The organism is Mesoterricola sp. MK458, assembly GCF_055384935.1.
In genome coordinates this window covers 2,530,362-2,553,965 of the sequence record NZ_AP045075.1, presented here as the reverse complement: position 1 = coordinate 2,553,965, position 23,604 = coordinate 2,530,362, and the positions used below count along the sequence as shown (strand labels likewise).

21 protein-coding genes and 1 pseudogene are annotated in these 23,604 nt (G+C 68.6%); 12 read left to right on the top strand and 10 right to left on the bottom strand.

The genetic code is table 11. From position 1 onward, the window contains the following. Positions 1 to 23 precede the first annotated feature (23 nt). The 7 genes from ACZ5LB_RS11130 to ACZ5LB_RS11100 form a co-directional block, all read right to left on the bottom strand. Positions 24 to 1,439 carry an efflux transporter outer membrane subunit gene (locus ACZ5LB_RS11130; protein ID WP_464602289.1) on the bottom strand — a complete coding sequence of 472 codons (1,416 nt, stop codon included), beginning with the start codon at positions 1,437 to 1,439 and terminating at the stop codon, positions 24 to 26. After that, positions 1,439 to 4,591 (bottom strand): efflux RND transporter permease subunit, encoded by a 3,153-nt coding sequence (locus tag ACZ5LB_RS11125; protein WP_464602288.1) that lies wholly within the window; start codon positions 4,589 to 4,591, stop codon positions 1,439 to 1,441. The genes ACZ5LB_RS11130 and ACZ5LB_RS11125 overlap by 1 nt, the downstream gene beginning before the upstream one ends. A 13-nt stretch (positions 4,592 to 4,604) precedes the next feature. After that, positions 4,605 to 5,750 (bottom strand): efflux RND transporter periplasmic adaptor subunit, encoded by a 1,146-nt coding sequence (locus ACZ5LB_RS11120; protein WP_464602287.1) that lies wholly within the window; start codon positions 5,748 to 5,750, stop codon positions 4,605 to 4,607. Continuing rightward, the gene (locus tag ACZ5LB_RS11115) at positions 5,743 to 6,438 is read right to left on the bottom strand and encodes a TetR/AcrR family transcriptional regulator (RefSeq protein WP_464602286.1); all 696 of its coding nucleotides are present in this window, start codon (positions 6,436 to 6,438) and stop codon (positions 5,743 to 5,745) included. The genes ACZ5LB_RS11120 and ACZ5LB_RS11115 overlap by 8 nt, the downstream gene beginning before the upstream one ends. A gap of 195 nt (positions 6,439 to 6,633) precedes the next feature. Next, a complete protein-coding gene (locus ACZ5LB_RS11110) occupies positions 6,634 to 7,710 on the bottom strand; it encodes a DUF3187 family protein (RefSeq protein ID WP_464602285.1) in 1,077 nt (358 codons plus the stop codon). 2 nt (positions 7,711 to 7,712) lie between these two features. Continuing rightward, positions 7,713 to 8,018, bottom strand: a complete 306-nt coding sequence (locus ACZ5LB_RS11105) for a hypothetical protein (RefSeq protein ID WP_464602284.1) — start codon at positions 8,016 to 8,018, stop codon at positions 7,713 to 7,715. A 280-nt stretch (positions 8,019 to 8,298) separates the two neighbouring features. Next, complete coding sequence (locus ACZ5LB_RS11100) at positions 8,299 to 8,958, bottom strand: TetR/AcrR family transcriptional regulator (RefSeq protein WP_464602283.1); 660 nt, start codon at positions 8,956 to 8,958, stop codon at positions 8,299 to 8,301. Between the two features lie 205 nt (positions 8,959 to 9,163). Between ACZ5LB_RS11100 and ACZ5LB_RS11095 the strand changes: the two are divergent. The 8 genes and pseudogenes from ACZ5LB_RS11095 to ACZ5LB_RS11060 form a co-directional block, all read left to right on the top strand. Next, positions 9,164 to 10,102, top strand: a pseudogene (locus ACZ5LB_RS11095) (aldo/keto reductase); the annotation flags it as partial. Between the two features lie 139 nt (positions 10,103 to 10,241). After that, the gene (locus tag ACZ5LB_RS11090) at positions 10,242 to 12,125 is read left to right on the top strand and encodes an aldehyde ferredoxin oxidoreductase family protein (protein WP_464602282.1); all 1,884 of its coding nucleotides are present in this window, start codon (positions 10,242 to 10,244) and stop codon (positions 12,123 to 12,125) included. Continuing rightward, positions 12,122 to 12,382 (top strand): MoaD/ThiS family protein, encoded by a 261-nt coding sequence (locus ACZ5LB_RS11085; protein ID WP_464602281.1) that lies wholly within the window; start codon positions 12,122 to 12,124, stop codon positions 12,380 to 12,382. Before ACZ5LB_RS11090 ends, ACZ5LB_RS11085 begins: the two co-directional genes overlap by 4 nt. A gap of 156 nt (positions 12,383 to 12,538) precedes the next feature. Further along, a complete protein-coding gene (locus ACZ5LB_RS11080) occupies positions 12,539 to 13,663 on the top strand; it encodes an ABC transporter substrate-binding protein (protein WP_464602280.1) in 1,125 nt (374 codons plus the stop codon). Beyond that, the gene (locus tag ACZ5LB_RS11075; RefSeq protein ID WP_464602279.1) at positions 13,664 to 14,554 is read left to right on the top strand and encodes a branched-chain amino acid ABC transporter permease; all 891 of its coding nucleotides are present in this window, start codon (positions 13,664 to 13,666) and stop codon (positions 14,552 to 14,554) included. It begins immediately after the preceding gene. Position 14,555: 1 nt separating this feature from the next. Next, positions 14,556 to 15,548, top strand: a complete 993-nt coding sequence (locus tag ACZ5LB_RS11070) for a branched-chain amino acid ABC transporter permease (RefSeq protein ID WP_464602278.1) — start codon at positions 14,556 to 14,558, stop codon at positions 15,546 to 15,548. Further along, on the top strand, positions 15,545 to 16,312 hold the full coding sequence (locus tag ACZ5LB_RS11065; protein WP_464602277.1) for an ABC transporter ATP-binding protein: 768 nt from the start codon (positions 15,545 to 15,547) through the stop codon (positions 16,310 to 16,312). The genes ACZ5LB_RS11070 and ACZ5LB_RS11065 overlap by 4 nt, the downstream gene beginning before the upstream one ends. Beyond that, positions 16,309 to 17,019, top strand: coding sequence for an ABC transporter ATP-binding protein (locus tag ACZ5LB_RS11060; protein WP_464602276.1), 711 nt, complete (start codon positions 16,309 to 16,311; stop codon positions 17,017 to 17,019). The genes ACZ5LB_RS11065 and ACZ5LB_RS11060 overlap by 4 nt, the downstream gene beginning before the upstream one ends. A gap of 82 nt (positions 17,020 to 17,101) precedes the next feature. Here ACZ5LB_RS11060 and ACZ5LB_RS11055 read toward each other — a convergent pair whose 3' ends face one another. Further along, positions 17,102 to 18,271: an IS4 family transposase gene (locus tag ACZ5LB_RS11055; RefSeq protein ID WP_464602275.1), complete on the bottom strand. Its 1,170-nt coding sequence runs from the start codon at positions 18,269 to 18,271 to the stop codon at positions 17,102 to 17,104. Between the two features lie 168 nt (positions 18,272 to 18,439). Between ACZ5LB_RS11055 and ACZ5LB_RS11050 the strand changes: the two genes are divergently transcribed. Beyond that, a complete protein-coding gene (locus ACZ5LB_RS11050) occupies positions 18,440 to 18,784 on the top strand; it encodes a hypothetical protein (protein ID WP_464602274.1) in 345 nt (114 codons plus the stop codon). 227 nt (positions 18,785 to 19,011) lie between these two features. Here ACZ5LB_RS11050 and ACZ5LB_RS11045 read toward each other — a convergent pair whose 3' ends face one another. Next, on the bottom strand, positions 19,012 to 19,626 hold the full coding sequence (locus tag ACZ5LB_RS11045; protein WP_464602273.1) for a family 1 glycosylhydrolase: 615 nt from the start codon (positions 19,624 to 19,626) through the stop codon (positions 19,012 to 19,014). On the opposite strand from ACZ5LB_RS11045, the gene ACZ5LB_RS11040 reads away from it, so the two are divergent. The 3 genes from ACZ5LB_RS11040 to ACZ5LB_RS11030 all read left to right on the top strand — a co-directional run bounded on the left by ACZ5LB_RS11040 (position 19,625) and on the right by ACZ5LB_RS11030 (position 22,909). Then, positions 19,625 to 20,215 (top strand): MFS transporter, encoded by a 591-nt coding sequence (locus ACZ5LB_RS11040; protein WP_464602272.1) that lies wholly within the window; start codon positions 19,625 to 19,627, stop codon positions 20,213 to 20,215. The genes ACZ5LB_RS11045 and ACZ5LB_RS11040 overlap by 2 nt on opposite strands. Before the next feature lie 133 nt (positions 20,216 to 20,348). Next, positions 20,349 to 20,819 carry a (2Fe-2S)-binding protein gene (locus tag ACZ5LB_RS11035; protein ID WP_464602271.1) on the top strand — a complete coding sequence of 157 codons (471 nt, stop codon included), beginning with the start codon at positions 20,349 to 20,351 and terminating at the stop codon, positions 20,817 to 20,819. Next, positions 20,816 to 22,909, top strand: a complete 2,094-nt coding sequence (locus tag ACZ5LB_RS11030) for a xanthine dehydrogenase family protein molybdopterin-binding subunit (protein ID WP_464602270.1) — start codon at positions 20,816 to 20,818, stop codon at positions 22,907 to 22,909. Before ACZ5LB_RS11035 ends, ACZ5LB_RS11030 begins: the two co-directional genes overlap by 4 nt. Here the strand turns inward: ACZ5LB_RS11030 and ACZ5LB_RS11025 are convergent, their stop codons facing one another. Then, positions 22,910 to 23,557 carry a cytidylate kinase-like family protein gene (locus ACZ5LB_RS11025; protein WP_464602269.1) on the bottom strand — a complete coding sequence of 216 codons (648 nt, stop codon included), beginning with the start codon at positions 23,555 to 23,557 and terminating at the stop codon, positions 22,910 to 22,912. It abuts the gene before it with no gap. Between the last annotated feature and the right edge of the window lie 47 nt (positions 23,558 to 23,604).

The following is a 23,604-nucleotide window of genomic DNA, read 5'->3' as shown; positions in this document are numbered from 1 at the left end:
GTGGGTTGGGGGAACGAAAGGTCCTACTTGCCGTCTTTCCCGGGCCGCCCGCCGCCCAGGACCTTGTAGAGGGTCACCAGGTTGCCGGCGCGGGCCCTGCGGAGGGCGATGAGGCCCTGCTGGGCCCCGTAGAGGGAGCGCTGGGCGTCCAGGACGCCCAGGTAGCCGTCGGCGCCCGCCTCGAACCGCAGGGTGGCCAGCTTGAAGGTGCGCTCCAGGGCCTTGGTGAGGGCTTCCTGGGCGGCAAGCTGCTCGCCGAGGGTGCCCCGCTGGACCAGGGTGTCGGCCACCTCCCGGAAGGCCACCTGGATGGCCTTCTCGTACTGGGCCACGCTGATGTCGCGCTCGGCCTTGGCCACGCTCAGGCCCGCGAAGGTGGCGCCCGTGTTGAACAGGGGCAGGACCACCTGGGGGGTGAAGGACCAGGTTTCCGAACCGGACTTGAACAGCGCCGAAAGCTCGTTGCCCATGGTGCCGAACCCGGTGGTGAGGGAGATGCGCGGGAAGAAGGCCGCGCGGGCGGCGCCAATGTTGGCGTTGCTGGCCTTTAGGAGGTTCTCGGCCATGAGGATGTCCGGGCGGCGCATCAGGGCCTCGGAGGGGAGGCCGGGGGTGAAGTCCCGCAGCGGCGCCAGGCCGTCCAGCCCCTCGGGAAGCCATTCCGCGGGCACGGGGGCGCCCGCCAGGAGCGTGAGCGCGTTCTCGTCCAGGGCCACCATGCGCGTGTAGGCCGCCACATCCGCCCGGGCCGTTTCCATGCCCACTTCGGCGCGGCGCGCGTCGAGTTCCGAGGCGATGCCCGCCTCGAAGCGGCGCTGGATGAGCGTGTGGGTCGCCTCCTGGCTGGCGAGGGTCCCCTTGGCGAGCCGGAGCCCGTCCCGGTCCGCGGCCAGGGTCACGTAGGCGTTGGCCACTTCGGCCAGGAGCGCGATGCGGGCCCCGGCCTGGGCCTGCTCGGAGGCGAAGTACTGCTCCAGGGCCCGGTTCTTGAGGCTGCGGACGCGGCCGAAGAGGTCCAGCTCCCAGGCGGTGACGCCCACCGTGGCGCTGTCCTGCTCGGCGATCATGGCCTGGCCCGTGGAGGACACGCTGGCGGGAATGCGCTGGCGGTTGCCCACGGCGGAGGCGTTGATGGAGGGCAGCAGCTCGGCCCGCTGGATGCGGTAGGCGGCCCGCACCTTCTCGGTGGTCAGGGTGGCCACGCGCAGGTCGCGGTTCTGGGCCAGCGCGAGGTCGAGGACCTTCCTCAGGCGCTCGTCCACGTAGAAGTCCCGCCAGGCAACGTCGGCGGCCGTGTTGGTGGCCCCCGCCGGGGCTTTGGAGGCCTCCGGCCACTGGTCGGCGGTGGGGCGGGGCGGCACCTTGTACCGGGGCGCCATGGACATGCAGCCGCCCATGGCCGCGAGCATGAGGAGGGAAAGGCCTTGGGTCGGTTTCATCACTGTGCCTCTCCGGTGGACCCGGTCGACGGGCGCTTTTTCGCGAACAGTTGGCTGACCAGGATGAAGGCCAGGGGAATGTAGAACACCGCGATGACGGTGGAGGTGATCATGCCGCCGATGACGCCGGTGCCGATGGCGTTCTGGGCGGCGGCGCCGGCGCCGCGGGTGATGGCCATGGGCAGCACGCCGAAGGTGAACGCCAGGCTGGTCATGAGGATGGGGCGAAGGCGCAGGCGCGAGGCCTCAACCGCCGCTTCCAGGAGACCCACCCCCTGGGCCATCTGCTCCTGGGCGAACTGCACGATGAGGATGGCGTTCTTGGCGGCCAGGCCCAGGGTGGTCAGCAGGCCGATCTGGAAGTAGACGTCGCTGGAAAGCCCCCGCGACCACGTGGCCAGCACGGCGCCCATGACGCCCAGGGGCAGGATGAGCAGGATCGAGAAGGGAATCGTCCAGCTCTCATAGAGCGCGGCCAGGCACAGGAAGATGACCAGCACCGACACCGCATACAGGGCCGGGGCCTGGGAACCCGCCTGGCGCTCCTGGAAGGAGAGGCCGGTCCATTCGAACCCGATGCCCGGGGGCAGCTGGGAGGCGAGGCTCTCCATGGCCAGCATGGCTTCGCCGGTGCTCTTGCCCTTGGCGGGTTCACCAAGGACTTCGATGGAGGGGAAGCCGTTGTAGCGCTGGAGGTTGGGCGAGCCGTACGACCACTTGCCCGTGGAGAAGGAGGAGAACGGCACCATGCTGCCGCTACGGCTGGGGACGTAGAGCTTGTTCAGGTCCTCCAACTGGCTGCGGAAGGGCGCGTCGGCCTGCATGTAGACGCGCTTGACCCGGCCGCGGTTGATGAAGTCGTTCACGTAGGAACCGCCCCAGGCGCTGGCGAGGGTGTCGCTGATGGCCGGCAGGGGCACGCCCAGGGCTCCGGCGCGGTCCTGATTGACGCTGACGTTGTATTCCGGCTGGTCGTCCAGGCCGTTGGGGCGCACGGCCTTGAGGGCCGGGTCCTTGGCGGCGAGGCCCAGCAGCTGGTTCCGGGCCGCCATGAGTTTCTCGTGGCCCACGCCGGCGCGGTCCTGCAGCTGGAAGTCGAAGCCGGTGGCGTTGCCCAGTTCGAGGATGGCCGGGGGGGCGAAGGCGAAGACCATGGCGTCCCGGCGGGGGCCGAAGGCGCGCATGGCGCGGCCGACCACGGCATCGGCCTTGAGGTCGGGGCGGTCGCGCAGGTGCCAGTCCTTGAGCTTGACGAAGGCCATGCCGTTGTTCTGGCCGCGGCCCGCCACGCTGTAGCCGGCCACGGTCATGCAGGAGGCCACGGCCTCCTTCTGGTCCACCAGGAAATGCTGCTGGACCTCCTTCATGATCTTCTGGGTCTGTTCCATGGTGGAGCCCGCGGGGAGCTGGATCATGGTCATGAGGATGCCCTGGTCCTCCTCGGGCAGGAACGCGGTGGGCATCCGCATGAAGAGCAGGCCCGTGCCGGCGACGATCAGGCCGTAGACGACGATGTAGCGCACGCGCTTGGCCAGCACCCGTCCCAGCTGCGCGACGAAGTAGTCGTTGAGCCGGTTATAGGTCTTGTCGAACCAGAGGAAGAAGGGGCGCGTGACCTTCCAGCCGGTTTCGGCGGCCTCGTGGCCCTTGGCGACGGGCTTCAGGAAGCTCACGCACAGCGACGGCGTGAGCACCAGGGCCACCACCACCGACAGCATCATGGCGGTGATCAGCGTGAAGGAGAACTGCCGGAAGATGATGCCCGTGGACCCGCCGAAGAAGGCCATGGGCCCGAACACCGCCGAGAGCACCAGGCCGATGCCCACCAGGGCGCCGGTGATCTGGCCCATGGACTTCCGGGTGGCCTCCAGGGGGGACAGGCCCTCCTCGTGCATGATGCGCTCGACGTTCTCCACCACCACGATGGCGTCGTCCACCAGGAGGCCGATGGCCAGCACCATGGCGAACATGGTGAGCATGTTGATGGACATGCCCGCGTACTGCAGCACCGCGAAGGTGCCCAGGAGCACCACGGGGACGGCGATGGTGGGGATCAGGGTGGCGCGGAAGTTCCCCAGGAAGAGCAGCATGACCAGGAAGACCAGGACCACCGCTTCGATGAGCGTCTTCACCACCTCGTTGATGGCCACGGACACGAAGGGCGTGGTCTCGTACGGGTACTCGGCCCTCACCCCGTCGGGGAAGTAGGGGGCCAGGGTGTCCATCTTGGCCTTGATGAGCTTGGACGTGTCCAGGGCGTTGGCGCCCGAGGCCAGGCGGATCAGCATGCCCGCCGCGGGCTGGCCGTTGAGCCGGGTGTCGCTCTCATAGGATTCGGTGCCCAGCTCCGTGCGGGCCACGTCCCGCAGGCGGATGGTGGAGCCGTCCGGGTTGATGCGCAGGGGGATGGCGCCGAACTGCTCGGGGGTCTGGAGGAGTTCCTGCACGTTCACGGTGACGTTGAGTTGCTGGCCCTTCATGGCCGGGAGGCCTCCGGCCTGGCCCGCCGAGATCTGGGCGTTGTAGGCCTTCACGGCCTGGCGCACGTCGTCGGGGGTGATCTTGTAGCCCACCATGCGGTCCGGGTTGAGCCAGATACGCATGGCGTACTGGGTGCCGAAGGAGGACACCTCGCCCACGCCCTCCACGCGGCTCAACACGTTCTCGATGTTCGAGGCCATGTAGTCCCGCAGGTCGTCGGCGTTCATGGCACCGTTGGAGGAGGTGATGGAGACGATCATGAAGATGTTCTTGGTGGACTTGGACACCGTGATGCCCATCTGCTGGACCACCTGGGGCATGAGGGGCTTGGCCAGCTCGAGCTTGTTCTGGACCTTGGCCCAGGCGGCGTCGGGGTCGGTGCCGGGCTGGAAGGTCAGGGTCACGCTGCCGTGGCCCGCCGAGTCGCTGCTGGCCGACATGTAGAGCAGCCGGTCCAGGCCCGTCATCTTCTGCTCGATGATCTGGGTGACGGTGTTCTCCACCGTCTTGGCGGAGGCGCCGGGGTAGAAGGCGTCCACCGAAATGGCCGGCGGCGCCACGGGGGGATACTGGGACACCGGCAGGGTCTTGATGGCCAGGAGGCCGGCCAGCATCATGACGATGGCCACCACCCAGGCGAAAATGGGCCGGTCGATGAAGAAATTGACCATGGTTCCGGCTCCCTTACTTCGACGCTGCGGTGAAGGGCACGACCTTGACGGCCATGCCCGGCCTGATCTTCTGCAGGCCCTCGAGGATCAGGCGGTCGCCTGCCCCCAGGCCCTCCAGCACCAGCCATTTGGCGCCCACGGCCCGGTCCACCTTGAGGGTGCGCTGCTGGACCTTGCCGGCGGCGTCCACCACCATGGCGATGGCGTTGCCCTTGGGGTCGCGCGTCACGCCCTGCTGGGGTGCGAGGATGGCCTGTTCGGCCACGCCCTCCTCCACGATGGCCCGCACGTACATGCCCGGCAGCAGGACCTGCCCGGGGTTGGGGAAGACCATGCGGAGCACCTGGGACCCGGTGGAGGGATCCACCGTCGCGTCCGAGAACTTCAGGACGCCCGTCTTGGGGTAGGGGGTGCCGTCCTCCAGGAGGAGCTTGACCTTGGCCTGTTCGCTTGAGCCGCCCTTGATGCGCCGGGTTTCCAGGTTCCGGCGCATGGCCATGAGGATGGCGCTGGACTGGGGGGAGTCCACGAAGACTTGGTCCAGCTGCTGGATGGTGGTGAAGGCCGGGCCCTGGTAGGCCGTGGCCAGGGCGCCAGGGGTGACGGCGGACCTGCCGGTGCGCCCGGAGATGGGGGCCGTGACGCGGGTGTAGCGCAGGTTGATGCGGGCGGCCTCCACCGCGGCCTTCCCGGCCAGCACTTCGGCCTCGGCCTGCTTGTGGGCGGCGGCGGCGTCCTCGTAGTCCTGCTGGCCCACGGCGTTGGACGCGACCAGTTCCTTGAAGCGCTCGGCCCGCTTGCGGGCCGCGGGCAGGTTGGCTTCGGCCCGGGCCAGGGCGGCCGAGGCGGTATCCAAGGCGGCCTGGTAGGGGCCCGGATCGATCTGGTAGAGGAGGTCGCCGGCCTTCACCAGGCCGCCCTCCGTGAAGACCTGCTTCTGGATGATGCCGCTCACCTGGGGGTGCACCTCGGCCACCAGGAGGGCGGAGACCCGCCCGGGCAGTTCCGAGGTGAGCACGGCCCGCTCGGGCGCGAGGGTCACCACCGCCACTTCAGGGGTGGCGGCGGGCCGGGCTTCCTTGGAGCATCCCGTCGCCAGGAACCCCGCCAGGGCGGCGCAGGAAAGGAGGACCGCTTGGTTTCGGATGGATCTAGGCATGGATGGGCTCCTTGGGCTTGCCGGGGGCGGGGTCGAGGGGGAAAGATCCGGGGGCGCCGAGCCCCCTGCATGCGAAATCCGTCAGCCGGTCCGCCATCCCCTCCAGGGAGAGGGTGGTGTCAGCGGCCGGCCAGACGAGTTTGTGAAGTTCTCCGTGAAGGGAATGGGCCATGCACATCCCCTGCAGGGTGATGCCCCAGAAGGCCAGCTCGGGCTCGGTCAGGTCCGGGCGGAGCGCCAGGAGGCAGGCCCGGATCTCCGCCACCAGAGGGGCGATGCGACCCAGGATGAGGTCCTTGACCTCGTCCTTGGGGCAGTGCAGTTCGGCCATGAAAAGCCACGCGGCCTGCTGCTGCAGCGGATCCTGGGAGCGCAGGTGCTCTTCCACCTGCCGCAGGAGGCGCCGGAAATGATGATTGAGGCGCTCCCGGGGGTTCCCCGGCGCCGCGGCGGCCGGTTCCTCGGGCTCGCACCCCTGGAAGCGGAGCAGCAGGTGCTTGAAGACCTCCCGGTAGAGGCCTTCCTTGCTCTTGAAATAGTAGGAGATGAGGGAGGAGTTCTTCCCGGCCATGGAGGCGATCAGGCGGATTGATGTGGCGTCGTAGCCGTATTTGGCAAAACAGGCCAGGGCCGCTTGCAGGAGGGAATCCCGGGTGTCGGGGCAGGTTGTGGGTAGGGAGGTGCTCATGGCGGATCACCTAATCGGTCGTACGACCGATTTAGAGAATAGTTCGATCGTCCAACCAAAACAAGCAACTTCTCCGCGAGCCTTCCCAACGCGCCGGAATTGGATATTCCTGGGAGTGCCCCCTGTTTTCCCACCCGGGATCCCCGGTGGCGGCCTGCTGTTCGTACGAACGATTGATCCATATGCTCCCGCTGGTCAGAAGGCCGTGGAAAAGCTGAGGCCCAGGCCCATGTCCGCGGTGTTCTCGTTGTGGGTGATGTTGTTGAGATACCGGAAGGTCAGCGCGGCCCTCCCGGGCAGGAGCCAGTGGAATCCCACGTCGTGCTGCAGGCTGGGGCGGTGGAGCTTCTGGTGGGGCTGCGCCGGCAGGAAGCCGCTCTGGGCGAAGAGCTGGATGAAGGGCCGGATCCGCTTCCAGCGCCGGTACTCCCAGGTGCCGTGGCCGCCCCAGCCACCGGACATCCGGCCGAAAGGCAGGTTCGAGTACGCCAGGGTGCCCCGGGGGCGGCGGATGAGGCCCAGGCCCCCATGGAGGACATGGTCCGGCGCCGCCTGCCACCGGGCCGCCACGCCCAGGCCGTGGTCCCATCCGGAGCGGAAGGTGCCGTACAGGGCGGTGACCGGCGGCTTCAGGGTCACATGGAAGGAAACGTCCAGGCCTGGCCGGGCGAGGAACCGGTGCACCACCCCGAAGGTGGGGTCCTGGGCCCGGGTCCGCAGGGGCTGGTCCGTGTAGAACGCCAGCCGGCCGTAGGCCATGACGGCCACGGTCATCTGGTCCTGCCGGACCCGGTCCCGGCCGAACTGCTTGAACCCCAGGGCATGGACCCCCTCGATCGCCCCGTCCAGTTCCCCCCCGCCGTGGCTGACGAAGGGCACCTCCACCCAGGCGTCCGTGCGTTCGGAGAGACCCACCCGGACGCGCAGGGAGGTCCGCTGCACCTCGTCATCGAAGTAGAAGAGGACGGGCATTTCCGGGTGGGCGGCGGCGGTGGCCTCGGCGCGCTCCCGGGTCGCGGTGATCCGCCCCGGGGGTTCGCCGGGGGGCACGCTCTTGAACACGTCCGAGAATTCAAAGGTGTTGGCCCGCATGTGGTCCAGGTCCACCCGCCAGCGTCCGCGGCCCAGGGGCGCGGGGGCCACCGGCTGGTAGGCCAGGGTGCTCAGGTACAGGGGGAACATCTCCCGGGTGGGGGCGGGTCCCGTCTCAAGATCCTGGGCTCCCAGGGCGAGCCCCGCAGCCAGGGCTAGGGCCCCCGGCCGGGGGCGCACGGTCAGGCGCCTTTGCGGAGCCGTCCCCAGGGGTTGGCGGGCGCTTCGCGCCTTCCGCACCCAGTGAAGTGGTAGCTGGCCATGCCCCCGGCCAGCAGGGGGTCCTGGGCCAGGAAGGCGATGAGGGCCGCGCCGGTGCCCGCGGGCGCCAGGGCGATGGGGGCCGTGTCACCGTCCGCCGATCCAAGCAGGCGGAAGAGACCGCGTCCCTCCCCTTCCCGGAGCAGGTCCTGGTGGCCCCGCATCCGGAGGGGGCTGATGTCCTTGGGCGGCACATGGTAGGTGAAGGTGACGAGGCGTTGCGTCATGGCGGGCTCCTGGGGCCGGACGGACGGCTTGAGGCGGGGGCGCTGAGGACTGGTGGTGGGATTAATCGGTCAGTTGTTCAAATTGATGATTTAGGATCAGTCTTTTGGATAACTTCCGCAATAGGTATATTTGTCATATTTTGATGACGCTTCTGTCACGAATGTACAGTTTTCGTGACACTCCTCTGGAGGGGAGTCATGCGCTCTAAATCGGACGTTCGACCGCGCCGAATAGGCCCGGCCGGGCGGCCAAGGGCACCCGGCCTCCGCCTTTTTCCCCTTAGTCCAGCCGCGCGCCGCCCAGGAGCCCGCCCAGGGCCAGGTCCACCAGGCGCTCGCAGGCCGCGAACTGGCTTTCGGGGGTGACGTCCTCGCCCCAGACCACCCGGTTCAGGCCCGCCATGGAGCCGTGGCCCGTCATCATTCCCATGATGGAGGCCCCGGTGAAGAGCACCTCGCCTTCGGTCAGTTCGGGACGCAGGGTCTGGATGCAGGCCTTCATGGTCGCGGTCACCGGGCCGATGTACTGGATGAAAAGGGGCCGCAGGCATTCCCGCGGGGAGCGGACCTCCTGGAGCCAGAGGCGGGATCCGCACTCATGGAGGGGATCCTGGTTCCTGGGGTCCCGGGCGATGTCGGCGAAGAGGTCGTGGATCAGTTCCCGGAGGATGCGGATGGCGTCCTGCTTGTCCCGGGGGGTGAATCCGCCTTCGGGAATGGGCGGCTTGCCCTTTCGCATCAGTTTCGTCTCGAAGAGGAACTTGAAGACTTCAAAATACATGCCTTCCTTGTTCCGGAAATAGTGGGCCAGCAGGGACAGGGGGCGCTGGGCATGGTCCGCGATCATCCGCGTGCTCGTGCCGTCGAACCCGCGCTCCGCGAAGCAGGCCAGGGCCGATTGCATCAGGACCGTGCGGGTGTCTTGTGCTGCGTTTTCCATGCGGATTCCCATCCAATGGACCCATCTTCCCGCATCGGGGGCGCAGGGTCCATCGGTTGGGCGGGCCGCGGGCCAGTGCGGGAACAATTGATGGGCCGGGGTTCAGGCCATAGGATCATAGGACCACCTTCCCGGGGATTCCGCCATGACCTCCACCCAGGCCCCCAACGCGACTCCGCCGGCTCCGGGGACCCCCAGCCCCGGGATGCGGCCCCTCGGGTCCACGGGCCTGAGGGTGGCGCCGCTGGTCCTGGGGTCCAACGTGTTCGGGTGGACCATCGACGAGCGGACCAGCTTCGAGCTGCTGGACGCGTTCGTGGACGCGGGCTTCAACGCCATCGACACGGCCGACATCTATTCCGTCTGGGCGGCCGGCAACCGGGGCGGGGAGTCCGAGGGCATCATCGGCCGGTGGCTGCGGGCCCGTCCGGGCATGCGCGAGCGGGTGCTGGTGTTCACGAAGGTGGGGGGTGACTTCCGCGACGGGCGCCGGGGCCTGTCGGCGGCCTGGATCGTCCGTGCGGCGGAGGACTCCCTGGCGCGGCTGCAGACCGACCGCATCGACCTGTACCAGGCCCACTGGCCGGATCCGGGCACCCCGCTGGGGGAGACCCTGGGCGCCTTCGGGAACCTGATGTCGGCGGGAAAGGTCCGGGCCATCGGATGCTCGAACATGCTTGCCGTCCAGGTGGAGGCGTCCCTGAAGGCCGCGCGGGCCCTGGGCCTGCCCGGCTACCAGACCCTGCAACCCGAGTACAACCTCTGCACCCGCACCGGCTTCGAGGGCGGGCTGCGGCGCCTGGCGGTGCGCGAAGGCCTGGGCGTGCTGGCCCACAGCGGCCTGGCCCGGGGCTTCCTCACCGGCAAGTACCGCTCCCGGGCGGACCTGGACAAGAGCACCCGGGGCGCGGACCTGGCGCGCTTCCTGGGCGGGCGGGGCCTGCGGATCCTGGGCGCCCTGGACCAGGTGGCTGACCGCCACGGCGCCCAGCCCGGGGAGGTGGCACTGGCCTGGCTCCTCACCCGGGAAGGGGTGACCGCGCCCATCGCCAGCGCCACCAGCCGCGCGCAGCTGGCCAGCCTGGTGCGCGCCGCGCGGCTGGAGCTCTCCGGCCCGGATCTCCGCCTGCTGGAGCAGGCCAGCGGAACGGCGTGGGACGCCGTGGGCCTGGGGGGCCTCCGGGCCCGGCTGGCCGGGACATTCCGCCGGCTCGCCTTCGCCCTGGGGCGCTGACCGCCTTGGGCTATACTTCGGTCGCCATGCCGGAGACCGGGAGGGACATGTGATCAAGGGATTCGCCGGGCGAGTGCTGGAGATCGACCTGGGGTCCCGCACCTTCGCCTTCCGGCCCCTGGACGAGGCCATCGCCCGCCTCTACCTGGGCGGCAAGGGCTACGGCACGCGGCTGCTGTACGACCTGACCCGGCCCGGGATCGACCCGCTGGGGCCGGAGAACCCCCTTATCTTCGCCACCGGACCGCTCAACGGATCCCTGGCGCCCCAGTCCAACCGGTTCGCGGTGGTGTGCAAGAGCCCCCTGACCGGGGGCATCGGGAGCTCGGCCTGCGGCGGTTCCTTCGCCTTCGGCCTGAAGAAGGCGGGCATCGACGTGGTGGTGGTGCAGGGGCGGTCGGAGGTCCCGGTGCGCGTGGAGATCGACGGCGACGCGGACGCGGTGCGGTTCCTGGACGCGGCGGAACTCTGGGGACTGGGCACGGAGGCCACCCAGAAGGCCCTGGGCAAGGGCATGCACCATGCGGTCATCGGGCCCGCGGGGGAGAACAAGGTCCTCTACGCCGGCATCGTTTCCGACGCCCGCATCGCGGGGCGCTGCGGCGTGGGGGCGGTCATGGGCTCCAAGGGCCTCAAGGCCCTTTCCGCCCAGGGCACCCGCAAGCTCGAGATGGAGGACGAGGGGGGATTCAAGAAATACACCCAGTGGGTGCGCCAGGTCTTCAAGGGGCATCCGGTGCTCGGCGAGAAGCTGCGCCGCTTCGGGACCCTGGGTATCGTCAACACCACCAACGGCCGCAACATGCTCCCCACCCGCAACTTCCAGGCGGGGCACCACCCCGATGCCATGGGGCTGTCGGGCGAGTACCTCGAGGACCACGGCCTGGTGGGGGTGCGCTCCAGCTGCCTCCACTGCCCCGTGGCCTGCGGCCGGGAGGTGGAGGTGCCCGGGGCCGGGCGGGTCAAGGGGCCCGAGTACGAGACCGCCGGGATGATGGGCACCAACCTCGGCATCACCGACCTGCCCCTGGTGAACCGGTGGAACTGGATGGCCGACGACCTGGGCCTGGACACCATCAGCCTGGGGGTGACCCTGGGGTTCGCCATGGAGCTCCAGGAGCGCGGCATGCTCGCCACGGGTCTGGCCTTCGGCAACCCCGAGGGGGTGGCGGAGATGATCGACGCCATCGCCCACCGGCGCGGCTTGGGCGATGAGCTGGCGGAGGGGACCCGGCGCATGAGCCAGAAGTTCGGCGGCAAGGAATTCGCCATGCACGTCAAGGGCCTGGAGCTTTCCGCCTACGATCCCCGGGGCTCGTTCGCCCAGGGCGTGGAGTACGCCACCACCAACCGCGGCGGCTGCCACGTGCAGGGCGCCAGCATGTACTTCGAGAGCACCGGCCCCCTGACCATCAACCCCCAGAACCTCAAGCTCAAGGCCGAGATTCCCGTGGTGCAGCAGAACCTGGCCTGCGCGGTGAACTCCATGGTGCTGTGCGTCTTCACGACCTACGGGCTCATCCCCAGGCACGTGCACGCCCTCAAGCCCGGAGGCTGGATGCACCGGCTGGCCCGGGTGCTCTTCGAGAACAGCGGGCCCGCCTACCGCCTGATCATGGGCGCCAAGCTCTTCCAGGCGACCTGGCTGGACATCTGGCTGTCCCGGGTCACCGGCATGCGCTTCACCCCCGGCCACCTGCAGGAGATCGGGGCGCGGATCTTCAACCTGGAGCGCATGTACAACCTGCGGGAGGGCCTCACCGGGGCCGACGACACCCTGCCGGACCGGATCCTCCACGAGCCCACCTTCAAGCACATGACCTCCGGGCACCCCCTGGCCGAGCTCCTGCCGCGGTACTACCAGATCCGCGGCTGGGACGAGCGCGGCGTGCCCCTCCCCGAGACCCTCGAGCGGCTCAAGGTGCGCGTATGACCGTCACCGTGGAACTGACCTACGACATGGCCAAGGTCCTCGGAACCCGGGCGATCCCCCTGGAGGGCCCCCGGACCGTGGGGGAGGCGCTCCGGGGGGCCCGGGACCGGTTCGGGGACCAGGGGGCTGCCTTTGACCGCATGGCCGCGGTGGCCGCCGTGGCCGTCAACGGCGTCCTGGTGGCCCATCGCCGGGAGGGTTTGCGGCTCGCGGACGGGGACCGGGTGACCTTCGTGAAGACCGCCGCCGGGGGGTGAACGGACCCCCGGGCGCCGGGGCATCCCCGGCCTTCCGTCCCGGGGCCGGTTTCAGGGTATTCTTGGCCAACGACTCCCGTACCCTCCCGTCCTCCAGCCCGACCCCGCCCCCTTTCCGGGACGGCGCCGGCCATCCCCAGCCCGAGGATCCTCCGCATGAAACCCGCCCTCCTGCTCCTGCCGATCCTTTTGGTCCTCCCCGGCTGCAAGCCCAAGGGCGACGCCCTGAAGATCGGTGTTTCCGCGCCCCTGACGGGGGACATCTCGGCCCTCGGGCAGTCCACGAAGAACGCCATCACCCTGGTGCAGGAGGAGGTCGCGGGGGGGATCGCCCTGGGCGGCCGGCAGGTGAAGGTGCGGTTCCTGGTGGAGGACGACGAGAACAAGCCCGAGTCCACGGCCACCGTGTTCCAGAAGCTCATCAGCCAGGACCGGGTGGTGGCCATCATCGGCTCCCAGTCCAGCAAGTGCTCCAACGCCGGCGCCCCCATCGCCGAGGCGGCCCGGATCCCCCAGGTGACGCCCTGGTCCACCAACCCCAACGTCACCCGGGGGCGCAGCTTCGTGTTCCGCGCGTGCTTCATCGATCCGTTCCAGGGCCGGGTGGTGGCCCAGTTCGCCGCGGGCAGGCTCAAGGCCCGTACCGCGGCGGTGGTCTACGACGTGGCCAGCGACTACAACAAGGGCATCGCCGAGGTGTTCCGGGACGAGTTCACGCGCCTGGGCGGAAGGATCGTGGGCTTCGAGACCTACAACACCAAGGACACCGACTTCTCGGGCCAGCTCACCAAGATCAAGGGCGCCAACCCCGAAGTGCTCTTCCTCCCCAATTACTTCAACGAGGTGCCCCTGCAGGTGCAGCAGGCCCGCAAGCTCGGGCTTTCCGCCACGATCCTGGGCGGCGACGGCTGGGACAACCCCGAGCTGGTCAAGCTGGGGGGCGCGGTCATGGACGGCGCCTACTTCTCCAACCACTATTCCCCCGACGCCGACAGCCCCGTGGCCAAGGCCTTCATCGCCGCCTACACCGCCCGCTTCAAGGCGGTGCCCGACGCCGCCGCGGCCCTCACCTACGACTCGGCGCGGCTCCTGCTCCAGGCCATCGCCAGGGCGGGCAAGGCCGACCCCCGGGCCATCCGGGACGCCCTGGCCGCCACCTCGGGCTTCCAGGGGGTGACGGGCGCCATCTCCTTCGCGGGCACCGGCGACCCGGTGAAGGGCGCGGTGGTCATCCGCATCGAGAAGGGGAAGTTCGTCTTCGACAGCGCGGTCAATCCCTGAATGGGCGTCCTTCTCCAGCAGCTCCTCAACGTCGCCCAGCTGGGCGCGGTGTACGCCCTCATCGCGCTGGGCTACAGCATGGTCTACGGCATCATCCGGCTCATCAACTTCGCCCACGGGGACATCTTCATGCTGGGGGGCTTCATCGGGCTGCTCATCGGCGTGCACCTGGCCTGGCTCCCGGTCTACGTCATGATGCCCCTGGCCATGGTCGTCACGGCCCTGGCCGGGGTGCTGGTGGAACGGGTGGCGTACCGGAGGCTCCGCAACGCCAACCGCATGTCCGTGGTCATCACGACCCTGGGCGTGGGCATCTTCCTGGAGAACCTGGTGCGCCTGGCCGTGGGACCCGAGACGCGCCAGATCCGGGCCGGCATGCCCACCGCCTCCGTGGCCTGGCTCCAGGCGCGCCTGGGCGTCTACGTCACCTGGGACAAGGTGCTGATCATCCTGGTGTCCCTGTCCCTCATGGCCATCCTGTGGCTGGTGGTGAACCGCACCCTGGTGGGCACGGCCATGCGCGCCGTGGCCGACAACAAGGACGCGGTGCCGCTGATGGGGGTGAACCTCGACCTGATCATCGCCGCCACCTTCGCCATCGGGTCGGCCCTCGCGGCGGCCGGCGGGATCTTCTACGGGCAGGCCTACGCCCTGGACCCCTACATGGGCATCGACCTGGGGTGGAAGGCCTTCATCGCCGCGGTCATCGGCGGCATCGGCTCCATCGAGGGGGCGGTGCTGGGCTCGTTCCTGCTGGCGGGGGTGGAGGTGGCGACCGTGGCGTACCTTTCCTCCAACCTGAAGAACGGCATCGCCTTCGGCCTGCTGATCCTGCTGCTGCTGGTGTGGCCCTGGGGCATCATGGGCAAGCCCGGCATGAGGAAGGTGTAGCATGGGCCGCGACCGGTTCTGGAAGGTGTGCGCGGCGGCGCTGGCCGTGGCGCTGGGGCTGCAGCTTGCGGTGGACGCGGGCGTGTTCCCGGACGTGCTCAATCCGTACTATCTGCACCTCCTGACGGTCATCGGGATGAACATTATCCTGGTGGCGAGCCTGAACCTCCTCAACGGCTACCTGGGGGAGTTCGCCCTGGGGCACGCCGGGTTCATGGCCGTGGGGGCCTACACCGCGGCCATCCTGGCCACGAAGGTGCTGCCCGCGGCCGCCGACCTTCCGCCGGTGCTGGGCCCCTGCCTGGTGCTGGGGGTGACCCTGGGCGGCGCCATGGCCGCGGCGGCCCTGGTGGGGTGGCTGGTGGGGCTGCTGACCTTCAAGACGGTGGGCGACTACCTGGCGATCATCACCCTGGGCTTCAACATGATCATCGTCAACGCCATCCAGAACCTGGACGTGGTGGGCGGCCCCCGGGGCTTCCCGGGCATTCCCCGGAACACCAGCTTTTTCGCCGTGGCCCTGTGCGCGGCGCTCACCCTGGCCATCCTCCGCAACCTCATCCAGTCCAGCTTCGGGCGGGTGTGGGTGTCCATCCGGGAAAACGCCATCGCCGCCGAAATGATGGGTGTGGCCGTGAACCGCGCCAAGAACCAGGTGTTCACCCTGGCCGCGGCCTTCGCGGGCCTGGCCGGAGGCCTCTGGGCGCAGAACCAGCAGTTCATCACCCCCCGCAGCTTCGACTACATCAAGACCACCGAGATCCTCGTGATGCTCTACCTGGGAGGCATGGCCAGCCTGTCGGGCTCCATCCTGGGGGTGGTGGCCTTCACCGTCCTCATGGAGGTGCTGCGCAACGTGCTGAGCGCCTTCGCACCCCAGCTCGCGGAATGGCGCATGCTCATCAGCCCCCTGGTGCTCATCGTGATCATGCTCACGCGCCCCTACGGCCTCATGGGCAACCGGGAATGGTCCTGGATGAGGAAGGCCCCATGACCCTCCTTCGCGCCGAGAACCTCGCCAAGACCTTCGGCGGCCTCCAGGCGGTGGCCGGCTTCAGCCTCGACCTGGGCCCGCTCGACATCCAGGGCGTCATCGGCCCCAACGGCGCGGGCAAGACCACCGTCTTCAACCTGCTCACCGGCGTCTACGCCGCCGACGGGGGCACGCTGGCCCTGGACGGCCTGGACCTGGCCCGGCTCGCCCCCGACGCCATCGCCCGGGCCGGCATCGCGCGGACCTTCCAGAACATCCGGCTCTTCGCGCAGATGACCGTGCTGGACACCATCGCCCAGGCCCTCCATGCCCGGGCCGGGTACCGCCTCCGGGACGCGGCCTTTCGCACCGGGGCCTTCCGGCGGGGCGAGGCCGCGCTCCTGGCCGAGGCCCTGGGCCACCTGGAGCGGTTCGGCCTAGCCAACGTGCGCGACGAGCCCTCCGGCAGCCTCCCCTACGGCGAGCAGCGCCGGCTGGAGATCGCCCGGGCCCTGGCCACGGGGCCCCGGGTCCTGCTCCTGGACGAGCCCGCCGCCGGCATGAACCCCCGGGAGGTCGAGCAGCTCATCGGGCTCATCCGCAAGGTGCACGAGGACTTCCCCCTGGCCATCCTCCTCATCGAGCACCAGCTGCCCGTGGTCATGGAACTGTGCGGGTTCGTGCAGGTGCTGGACTTCGGCCGGACCATCGCCGCGGGCGCCCCCCGGGACGTGGTGAAGGATCCGCGGGTGATCGAGGCCTACCTCGGCGTGGAGGAGGCATGACCTGCATCCGGGTGGAAAACCTTTCCGTGGCCTACGGGCCCATCCAGGCCCTGCACGGCGTCTCCCTGGAGATCCGGGAGGGCGAGATCGTCTCGCTCCTGGGAGCCAACGGCGCCGGCAAGTCCACCACCCTGCGGGCCCTTTCGGGCATGGTCCCCGTGCGCGGCGGGGACATCCTCTACCGGGACCAGAGCATCCGCCAGGTGCCCGCCCACCGCCTGGTGGCCCTGGGCATCGCCCACGTGCCCGAGGGACGAGGCATCTTCCCCAGCCTGACCGTGAAGGAGAACCTCGCCCTGGGGGCCTGGACCCGCAAGGACAAGGCGGGCCTGAAGGCTTCGTACGACGCCGTCTTCGGACTCTTCCCGCGCCTTTCCGAGCGGCTCTCCCAGCTGGGCGGAACCCTGTCCGGCGGCGAGCAGCAGATGCTGGCCGTGGCCCGGGCGCTCATGACGGACTGCCGCGTGATGCTCCTGGACGAGCCGAGCATGGGCCTGTCCCCGCTCCTGGTGAAGGAGGTGTTCCGGGCCCTGAAGGACATCAACGCCCGGGGCACGACGATGCTCCTGGTGGAGCAGAACGCCCGCATGGCCCTGAAGATCGCGCACCGGGGCTACGTCCTGGAAAACGGCCGCATGGTGATGGAAGGCCCCGCGGAGGTCCTGGCGACGGACCCGCGGGTGAAGGAGGCGTACCTGGCGGGGTAGGGGCGCCAGGACGGGACTTCCGGGAACCTTTCCTGGAATCAGGCCACCCGTTCATTCCCACTGTCACGTCACTAGTGTCCGGTTAGATCTCCAGCGGAAACAATGGTTTAGAGATCCACCCATTGTCGTTTTGGGGTTCGGGCTCCGCAAAGGCGCGCCGAAGCTCGGTTTTCTCGAAGACGGAAACTGAAAAGACCTGGAGCAAAGTGTACATGGAGGCCTCGATTTGCAGTTCCTTCTTGGCGATAGCGATCAGGGCATAGGTGGCCACGGCGCACCAAACCTGCGACTTGACGGCGTTCTCGCTAGTGCCCAGGAACCGCTTGATCCGCAGGTGCTGCTTGATCCACTTGAAGAACAGCTCCACCATCCACCGTTTCTTGTAGAGGGCGCAAATCGTCAGGGCTGGGAGGGCCATGTTGTTGGTCAGGAAGACCAGCGTCTTGCCCGTCTCCGGGTCTCGAAAGCGCACGCGGCGCAGTGGCTCGGGATAACCCCGCGAGGCGTAATGGCCGTTCAGCGCGATGTGTTGGTCGCAGATCACGCCCTGTTCCCGGTCGGAGGGCGCAGAACGCAGGCGCCGGGCATCCATGCCCACCTTGGCGCGTGTCACGAAGAACGCGCCGCTCGCTTGGAACCGATGGAGGCGGGCGAAATCGATGTAGCCTCGATCCATGACATAGAAGGCACCCGGCTCGACGGGAAGGATGTCCAGGACCCGCACATCGGCCATCTTGCCCGTGCTGATGTGGATGAAAGTCGGGATCGAGCCACGCAAGTCAATCATTGTGTGGAGCTTCACGGCCGACTTCGTGCTGCGGAAGTGGGCCCAGGGGAAGAGCGTCATGCACAGGTCGATCGTGGTGGAATCCAGGGCGTAGACCGTGGCTTCGAGGTCCAGGCCCAGGTCATCCCCGGCGTAGAGCTTGCGGGCCTTGTTGATGAGGAGCTGGGCCAGTTCCGCCCATATTCGCCAGTCGCGCTGTTCAAGCGCATCCGCCAGCGTGGAGCGGCGAACTGGCTGGCGGAAGCCCATGCCATAGAGTTTGTTGGGATGGGCGGCCAGGCATGCCTCCAGGTCGCGCAGGCTTTCGCGCCAGGTGAGCTGCACGAAGGCCATGGCCCGGAACTGCTCGGTGCACGGGAAGGTGCGAACGCCGTAGTCTCCCTGGTGTCGCCGAACGATTCGGTCGAAGCTGGTCCATGGCACCCAGGCCATCAGTTGGGCGAAAAGCGTCTTGCCCGAATTCATCGGCGACCCCCTCTACACCATCCTGGGGGCACTGCGCAAACGCCGTTTCAAATCGACACCAAGGTTTTGCGCCGGGATCGCGTTGAAATTACAGGCGCTTTTCAGAAAGATGCGTTAGGGAACCAGACGCCAGTGCTGTCACGTGGGGTAATTCAACGGGAGGCGATTATGAAAACGCCATTCTGCAAGCTGGCAGAGCGGGACCTTGTAAGCGTTCGTGGTGGCCAATTCTCTGTTCAAGGAAACGGCTGGAAAGGAGGCCGTGTCACGACACCAGGCGGTAATGTCATTGAAACAACCCCGCTGTATTCGACTGTTATACTTACAGATGGTTCTGCTGGGCGCATTGCCAACGGATTGAATACAATGGCCGCGGCTATGGCAATTCCATTTCCTCCCGCTGCCGCGGCGGCTGGTATAGCAGGTTGCATGATGAGTTTCATGAACAACGGAAACGGTGTGAGAGTCACAATTCCTCATGTGATGCCGAGTGTGTTTATCACCCCAATGTAGGTTTTAAATATCTTTGATGTCGCCCTTGCTAAAAATGATAATGATTGTTTCTCCATTGCTAACGGTAGCAATTGCGTACATTCATGTCTGGTGGAAGCCCGGATTTGCGAAATATGGAGTGAAGTTAAAGATTCTACTGATTTTGTTGAATTTGATTGGATATTTCTTGGCCTTGGCCATTTGGGGCTGATTGGCCACCCTTATCATCCGGGCCCTGCCCTGTGCCGCTACTCCAGCACCTTCCCGTTGGAGCGCGCCACCTCCGAGAGGAAACGCGCACTGGCCTTGGGGGTGCGTTTCAAGGTGGCATAGTCCACGTGGACGATGCCGAAGCGCTTGGCGAAGCCCAGGGCCCATTCGAAGTTGTCCAGAAGCGACCACGCCGAGTACCCGCGCACGTCGGCGCCTTGGGCCATGGCGTCGCGCACGGCCAGGATGTGGCTGCGGAAGTAGTCCACCCGCAGGATGTCCTGGATGCCGCCTTCGGGCACCGTGTCGGGGTCGGGGAAGGCGGCGCCGTTCTCGTTCACGTACAGCGGCAGCTCGCCGTAGCGCTCCCGCAGCCAGAGCAGGGTCTCCGTGAGGCCCTCGGGGTAGACCTCCCAGTCCATCTCCGTGCGCAGGTGCGTGGGGTGGGGCACGCTGCTCCACTGGCCGAAGGGGGCCGCGGGGTCGTGGCGGGTGATGCCGCGGCTGTAGTAGTTGACCCCCAGGCAGTCCAGGGGCTGGCGGATGAGCTTGAAGTCGCCGCCGGGGAATTTCGGCCAGGCCTCGCCGAAGAGCGCCGGCAGTTCCTCGGGGTGCCGGCCCAGGAGGACGGGGTCGAGGAACTGGCGGTTCATGTACGCATCGGCCCAGAACGGCACCCTCTGGGCCGCCGTGGGCATCGCGGGCGTGTTCCCGATGGTCTGGCTCTCGAAGCGCCTGGGGAAGAAGGGAACCGTGATCCTCAGCTTCGCCGTCATCTCGCTGGGCAACCTGCTCAAGGTCGTGTGCTACAACCGCGCCTTTCCCCGGCTCACGTTCCTGCCGACGATCTGCCTCTCCCTGGGGATGGTGATCTGCTTCTCGCTGGTGAACTCCATGATCTCGGACATCTGCGACGAGGAGGAGGCGCGGGTGGGAACCCGGCAGGAAGGCGTGTACTTCGCCGTCTACAACTGGTGGTGGAAGATGGGCGTGTCCATCGCCTCCGTCACCGGCGGCTACCTGCTCCGCTGGACGGGCTTCCTGGAGGGCGTCGGGACCCAGACGGCGAGCGTGATGTTCTGGATCCGGTTCTGGGAGATCGGACTGCCCACGGCGCTGTGCGTGGCGGGGATCTTCCTGCTGGCGAGCTATCCGCTGACGGAGGAGAGCGCCTACGAGACCAAGGCGCTGCTGGCGGAGCGGAAGGAGGCGGCCGTGGCCCTCGGGGGGGAATCAGTTTAAACATTTAATTGGGCGCCCTGGCGGGGCTCCTTCGGCAGTTCCGGCTTGACACGCCCGCCCGGCGGCGGGAGATTCAGCCTGTTCCCAGGCCGTTTCCGCACGCATTCCAGCTCCCCCACGGAGGAGAAGACCCATGGCGCAGACCACATCCTTCACCCTCAACGGCCGGCCCGCGCGCGTGGCCGGCGACCCTGACCGGAAGCTGGTGGACGTGCTCCGCTACGACCTGGGCCTCACCGGCACCAAACAGGGGTGCGGAGCCGGGCTCTGCGGCGCCTGCACGGTACTGCTGGACCACGAGCCGGTGCCGTCCTGTTCGACGGCCGTGGCGGACGTGGCGGGCAAATCGGTGATCACCATCGAGGGCCTCCTGAAGGGGGGGATCCTGGATCCGGTGCAGCAGGCATTCATCGACCACCACGCCTTCCAGTGCGGGTTCTGCACGCCTGGGATGATCCTCACGGCCTATGCGCTCCTGCGCCGGAAGCCGGGGGCCACCCGCGCCGAGATCGTCGAGGCCATGGAGGGCAACCTGTGCCGCTGCGGGGCCCATGTCCGGATCCTCGCCGCGGTGGAATCGGTGGCGAAGGGAGGTGCGAAGTGAAGCGCCGTTCCTTCCTCCAGGCCACCGGGGCCACGGGCCTCTTCCTCTTCTTCCGCGGGGTGCCGCTGGACGCGGCCCCGGCGCCCCTGGTGGCCCCGCGCCCCGCGGGCTATCCCGCGGACTGGAACGCCTACCTGCGCATCGGTCCCGACGGCCGCGTGGGCTGCTTCACGGGCAAGGTGGAGCTGGGCCAGGGCATCATGACCGCGCTGCCCATGCTCATCGCCGAGGAGCTGGACGTGGCCCTGGACAAGGTGGACATCCTCATGGGGGACACCGACCTCTGCCCGTGGGACAACGCCACGGGCGGGTCCACCACCCTTTGGCAGACGGCCCCGGCGCTGCGCGGGGCCGCGGCCGAGGCGAGGGCCGTCCTGCTTCGCATGGCCGGCGAACGCCTCGCGTCGCCGGTGGAGGCCCTGGAAGTCCGCCTGGGCGTGGTCTCGGTGAAGGGCGCCCCGGAACGGCGGGTGTCCTATGCGGAACTGGCGCAGGGCAGGCGCCTGGAGAAGTTCCTGGGCGTGGTGAAGCCCAAGGACCTGAAGGCGCGCACCCTGACCGGCATGTCCCCGGTCCGCAAGGACGCGCTGGAGAAGGTGACGGGGGCGGCCCGCTACGTGGCCGACCTGGGCTTTCCCGGCACCCTCCACGCCTTCCTCCTCCGTCCCCCGGCCCACGGCCTCAGGCTCAAGACCTTCGACGGCGCCGAGGCCGAGCGCGTCCCCGGGGCGCGCGTGGTGCGGGACGGCGACCTGGCCGCGGTCCTCCACGAGGACCCCGCCGAAGCGCGCAGGGCCCTGGCCCGGGTCAAGGCGACCTTCGAGGGCACGGAGCCGGCGGTGGACGATGCGACCATCCATGCCCACCTGGTGGCCAACGCCCCCGCCCTCCGGTCCGGGGCCAAGGCGGGGGACCTGAAGGAGGGCGAGGCCCGGGCGTCGGTGCGCGCCGAGGCGGAGTACCTCAACGACTACGTGGCCCACGCGCCCATGGAGCCCCACGGGGCCGTGGCCCGGTGGGAGGGCGGCAGGATGACGGTGTGGCTGAGCACCCAGGCCCCCTTCGCGGCCAAGGCCCAGGTGGCCCAGGCCCTGGGCCTGCCGGCGGACAAGGTGCGGATCATCACCCCCTACGTGGGTGGCGCCTTCGGCGGCAAGCTTCCGCCGGCGCCGCATGCCGTGGAGGCCGCGCGGCTGGCCCGCATCACGGGCCGGCCCGTGCAGGTGATGTGGACGCGCAAGGAGGAGTTCTTCCTGGACACCTACCGCCCCGCCGCGGCGATCCGGATCCGTTCCGGCGTGGACCGGAACGGGCGCATCAGCTTCTGGGACTACCAGGTGCACGGCATCGGCGACCGCGAGTCCGACATCGGCTACACGCTGCCGGTCCAGCAGGTGCGGTTCTCCGGGGATGTGCCCGCGGTCCACCCGGTGCTCACCGGCGCCTGGCGCGCCCCCGCGGCGGTGACCAACACCTTCGCCCGGGAGTCGCACATGGACGTCCTGGCCGCCAAGGCGGGCCGGGACCCCCTCGCCTTCCGCCTGGACCACCTCACCGACCCCCGCATGATCAAGCTGCTCAGGAAGGTGGCGGACCGCTTCGGCTGGACCCCCGGGCCCGCGGGCCGCGGTTGCGGCATGGCCATCGGCGCCTGGCGCGGCGGCCTCGCGGCGGCCATGGCGGAGGTGGCGGTGGACCGCAAGACGGGCCACGTGCAGGTCAAGCGGGTCGTCCACGGCCTGGACCTGGGGATCGTCGTGAATCCCGAGGGCGTCCGCCAGCAGGTGGAGGGCGGCACGACCATGGGGCTGGGCCAGGCGCTCACCGAAGGGCTCCGCTTCAAGGGCGGCAAGGTGCTGGACGAGAACTTCGACACCTACACCCTTCCGCGCTTCTCCTGGGTGCCCAGGATCGAAGTGGTGCTGGGCGACAGTCCCGAGGTGCCCTCCCAGGGCTGCGGGGAGCCGGCCATCGTGTGCATGGGCGCGGTGCTGGCCAACGCCGTGGCCGACGCCATCGGGGCGCGGGTGTTCCAGCTGCCCATGACCCCGGAGCGGGTCCTCGAAGCGATCCGGAGGGGCCGGGGGTGATCAGGCCTCCCGGCCCAGCCCGAAGCGGCGGCCGGCTTCCAGGACGATGCGCTCCACGCAATCCTCCAGGCCTTCCCCCGAGGTGTCCAGCACCAGGTCGAAGTGCCGGGGGTCCCGCCAGTCGGCGCCGGAAATGGCCCTGATGAACCCGGCCCGGCCCCGGTCCGAGTCCTCGATGGCGGCCAGGGCGGCGCGCCGGTCACGGACCCTGTGGCGCCGGATCAGGGACTCGATCCGGGACTCCAGGTCCGCGTGGAGACTCACGTGCAGCACATCCGGGTGGTCCTTCAGGGCGATGAATCCGCCCCTTCCGACGATCACGGAGGGCGCGTGCTCCACCATGCGCTCCATCACGGCCTTCTGCACGTCGAAGAGGTCCCGGCTGTAGATGGGCACCTCCTGGAGCAGCGTGCAGGGCGCCTCCGGGGAGCCCAGGGCGAAGATCGTCATGAGCCAGTCCTTGAAGCCGCTGGGATGGTCCTCCTGGTGGGCGAGGCTGGCGACGGAATGTCCCATGGCCCCCGCGGCCAGCCGCAGGATGCGGCGGTCGCAGAAATGCCAGCCCAGCCTTCGCGCCACCAGGAAACCCACCTGGGTGCCGCCGCTGCCGAGGCTGCGGGAGATGGTGATGGCAGGGTGGATCGTCATGGACGCCTCCGCATCCAGTTTTCGCCTTCCCGGACCGGATGTAAAAT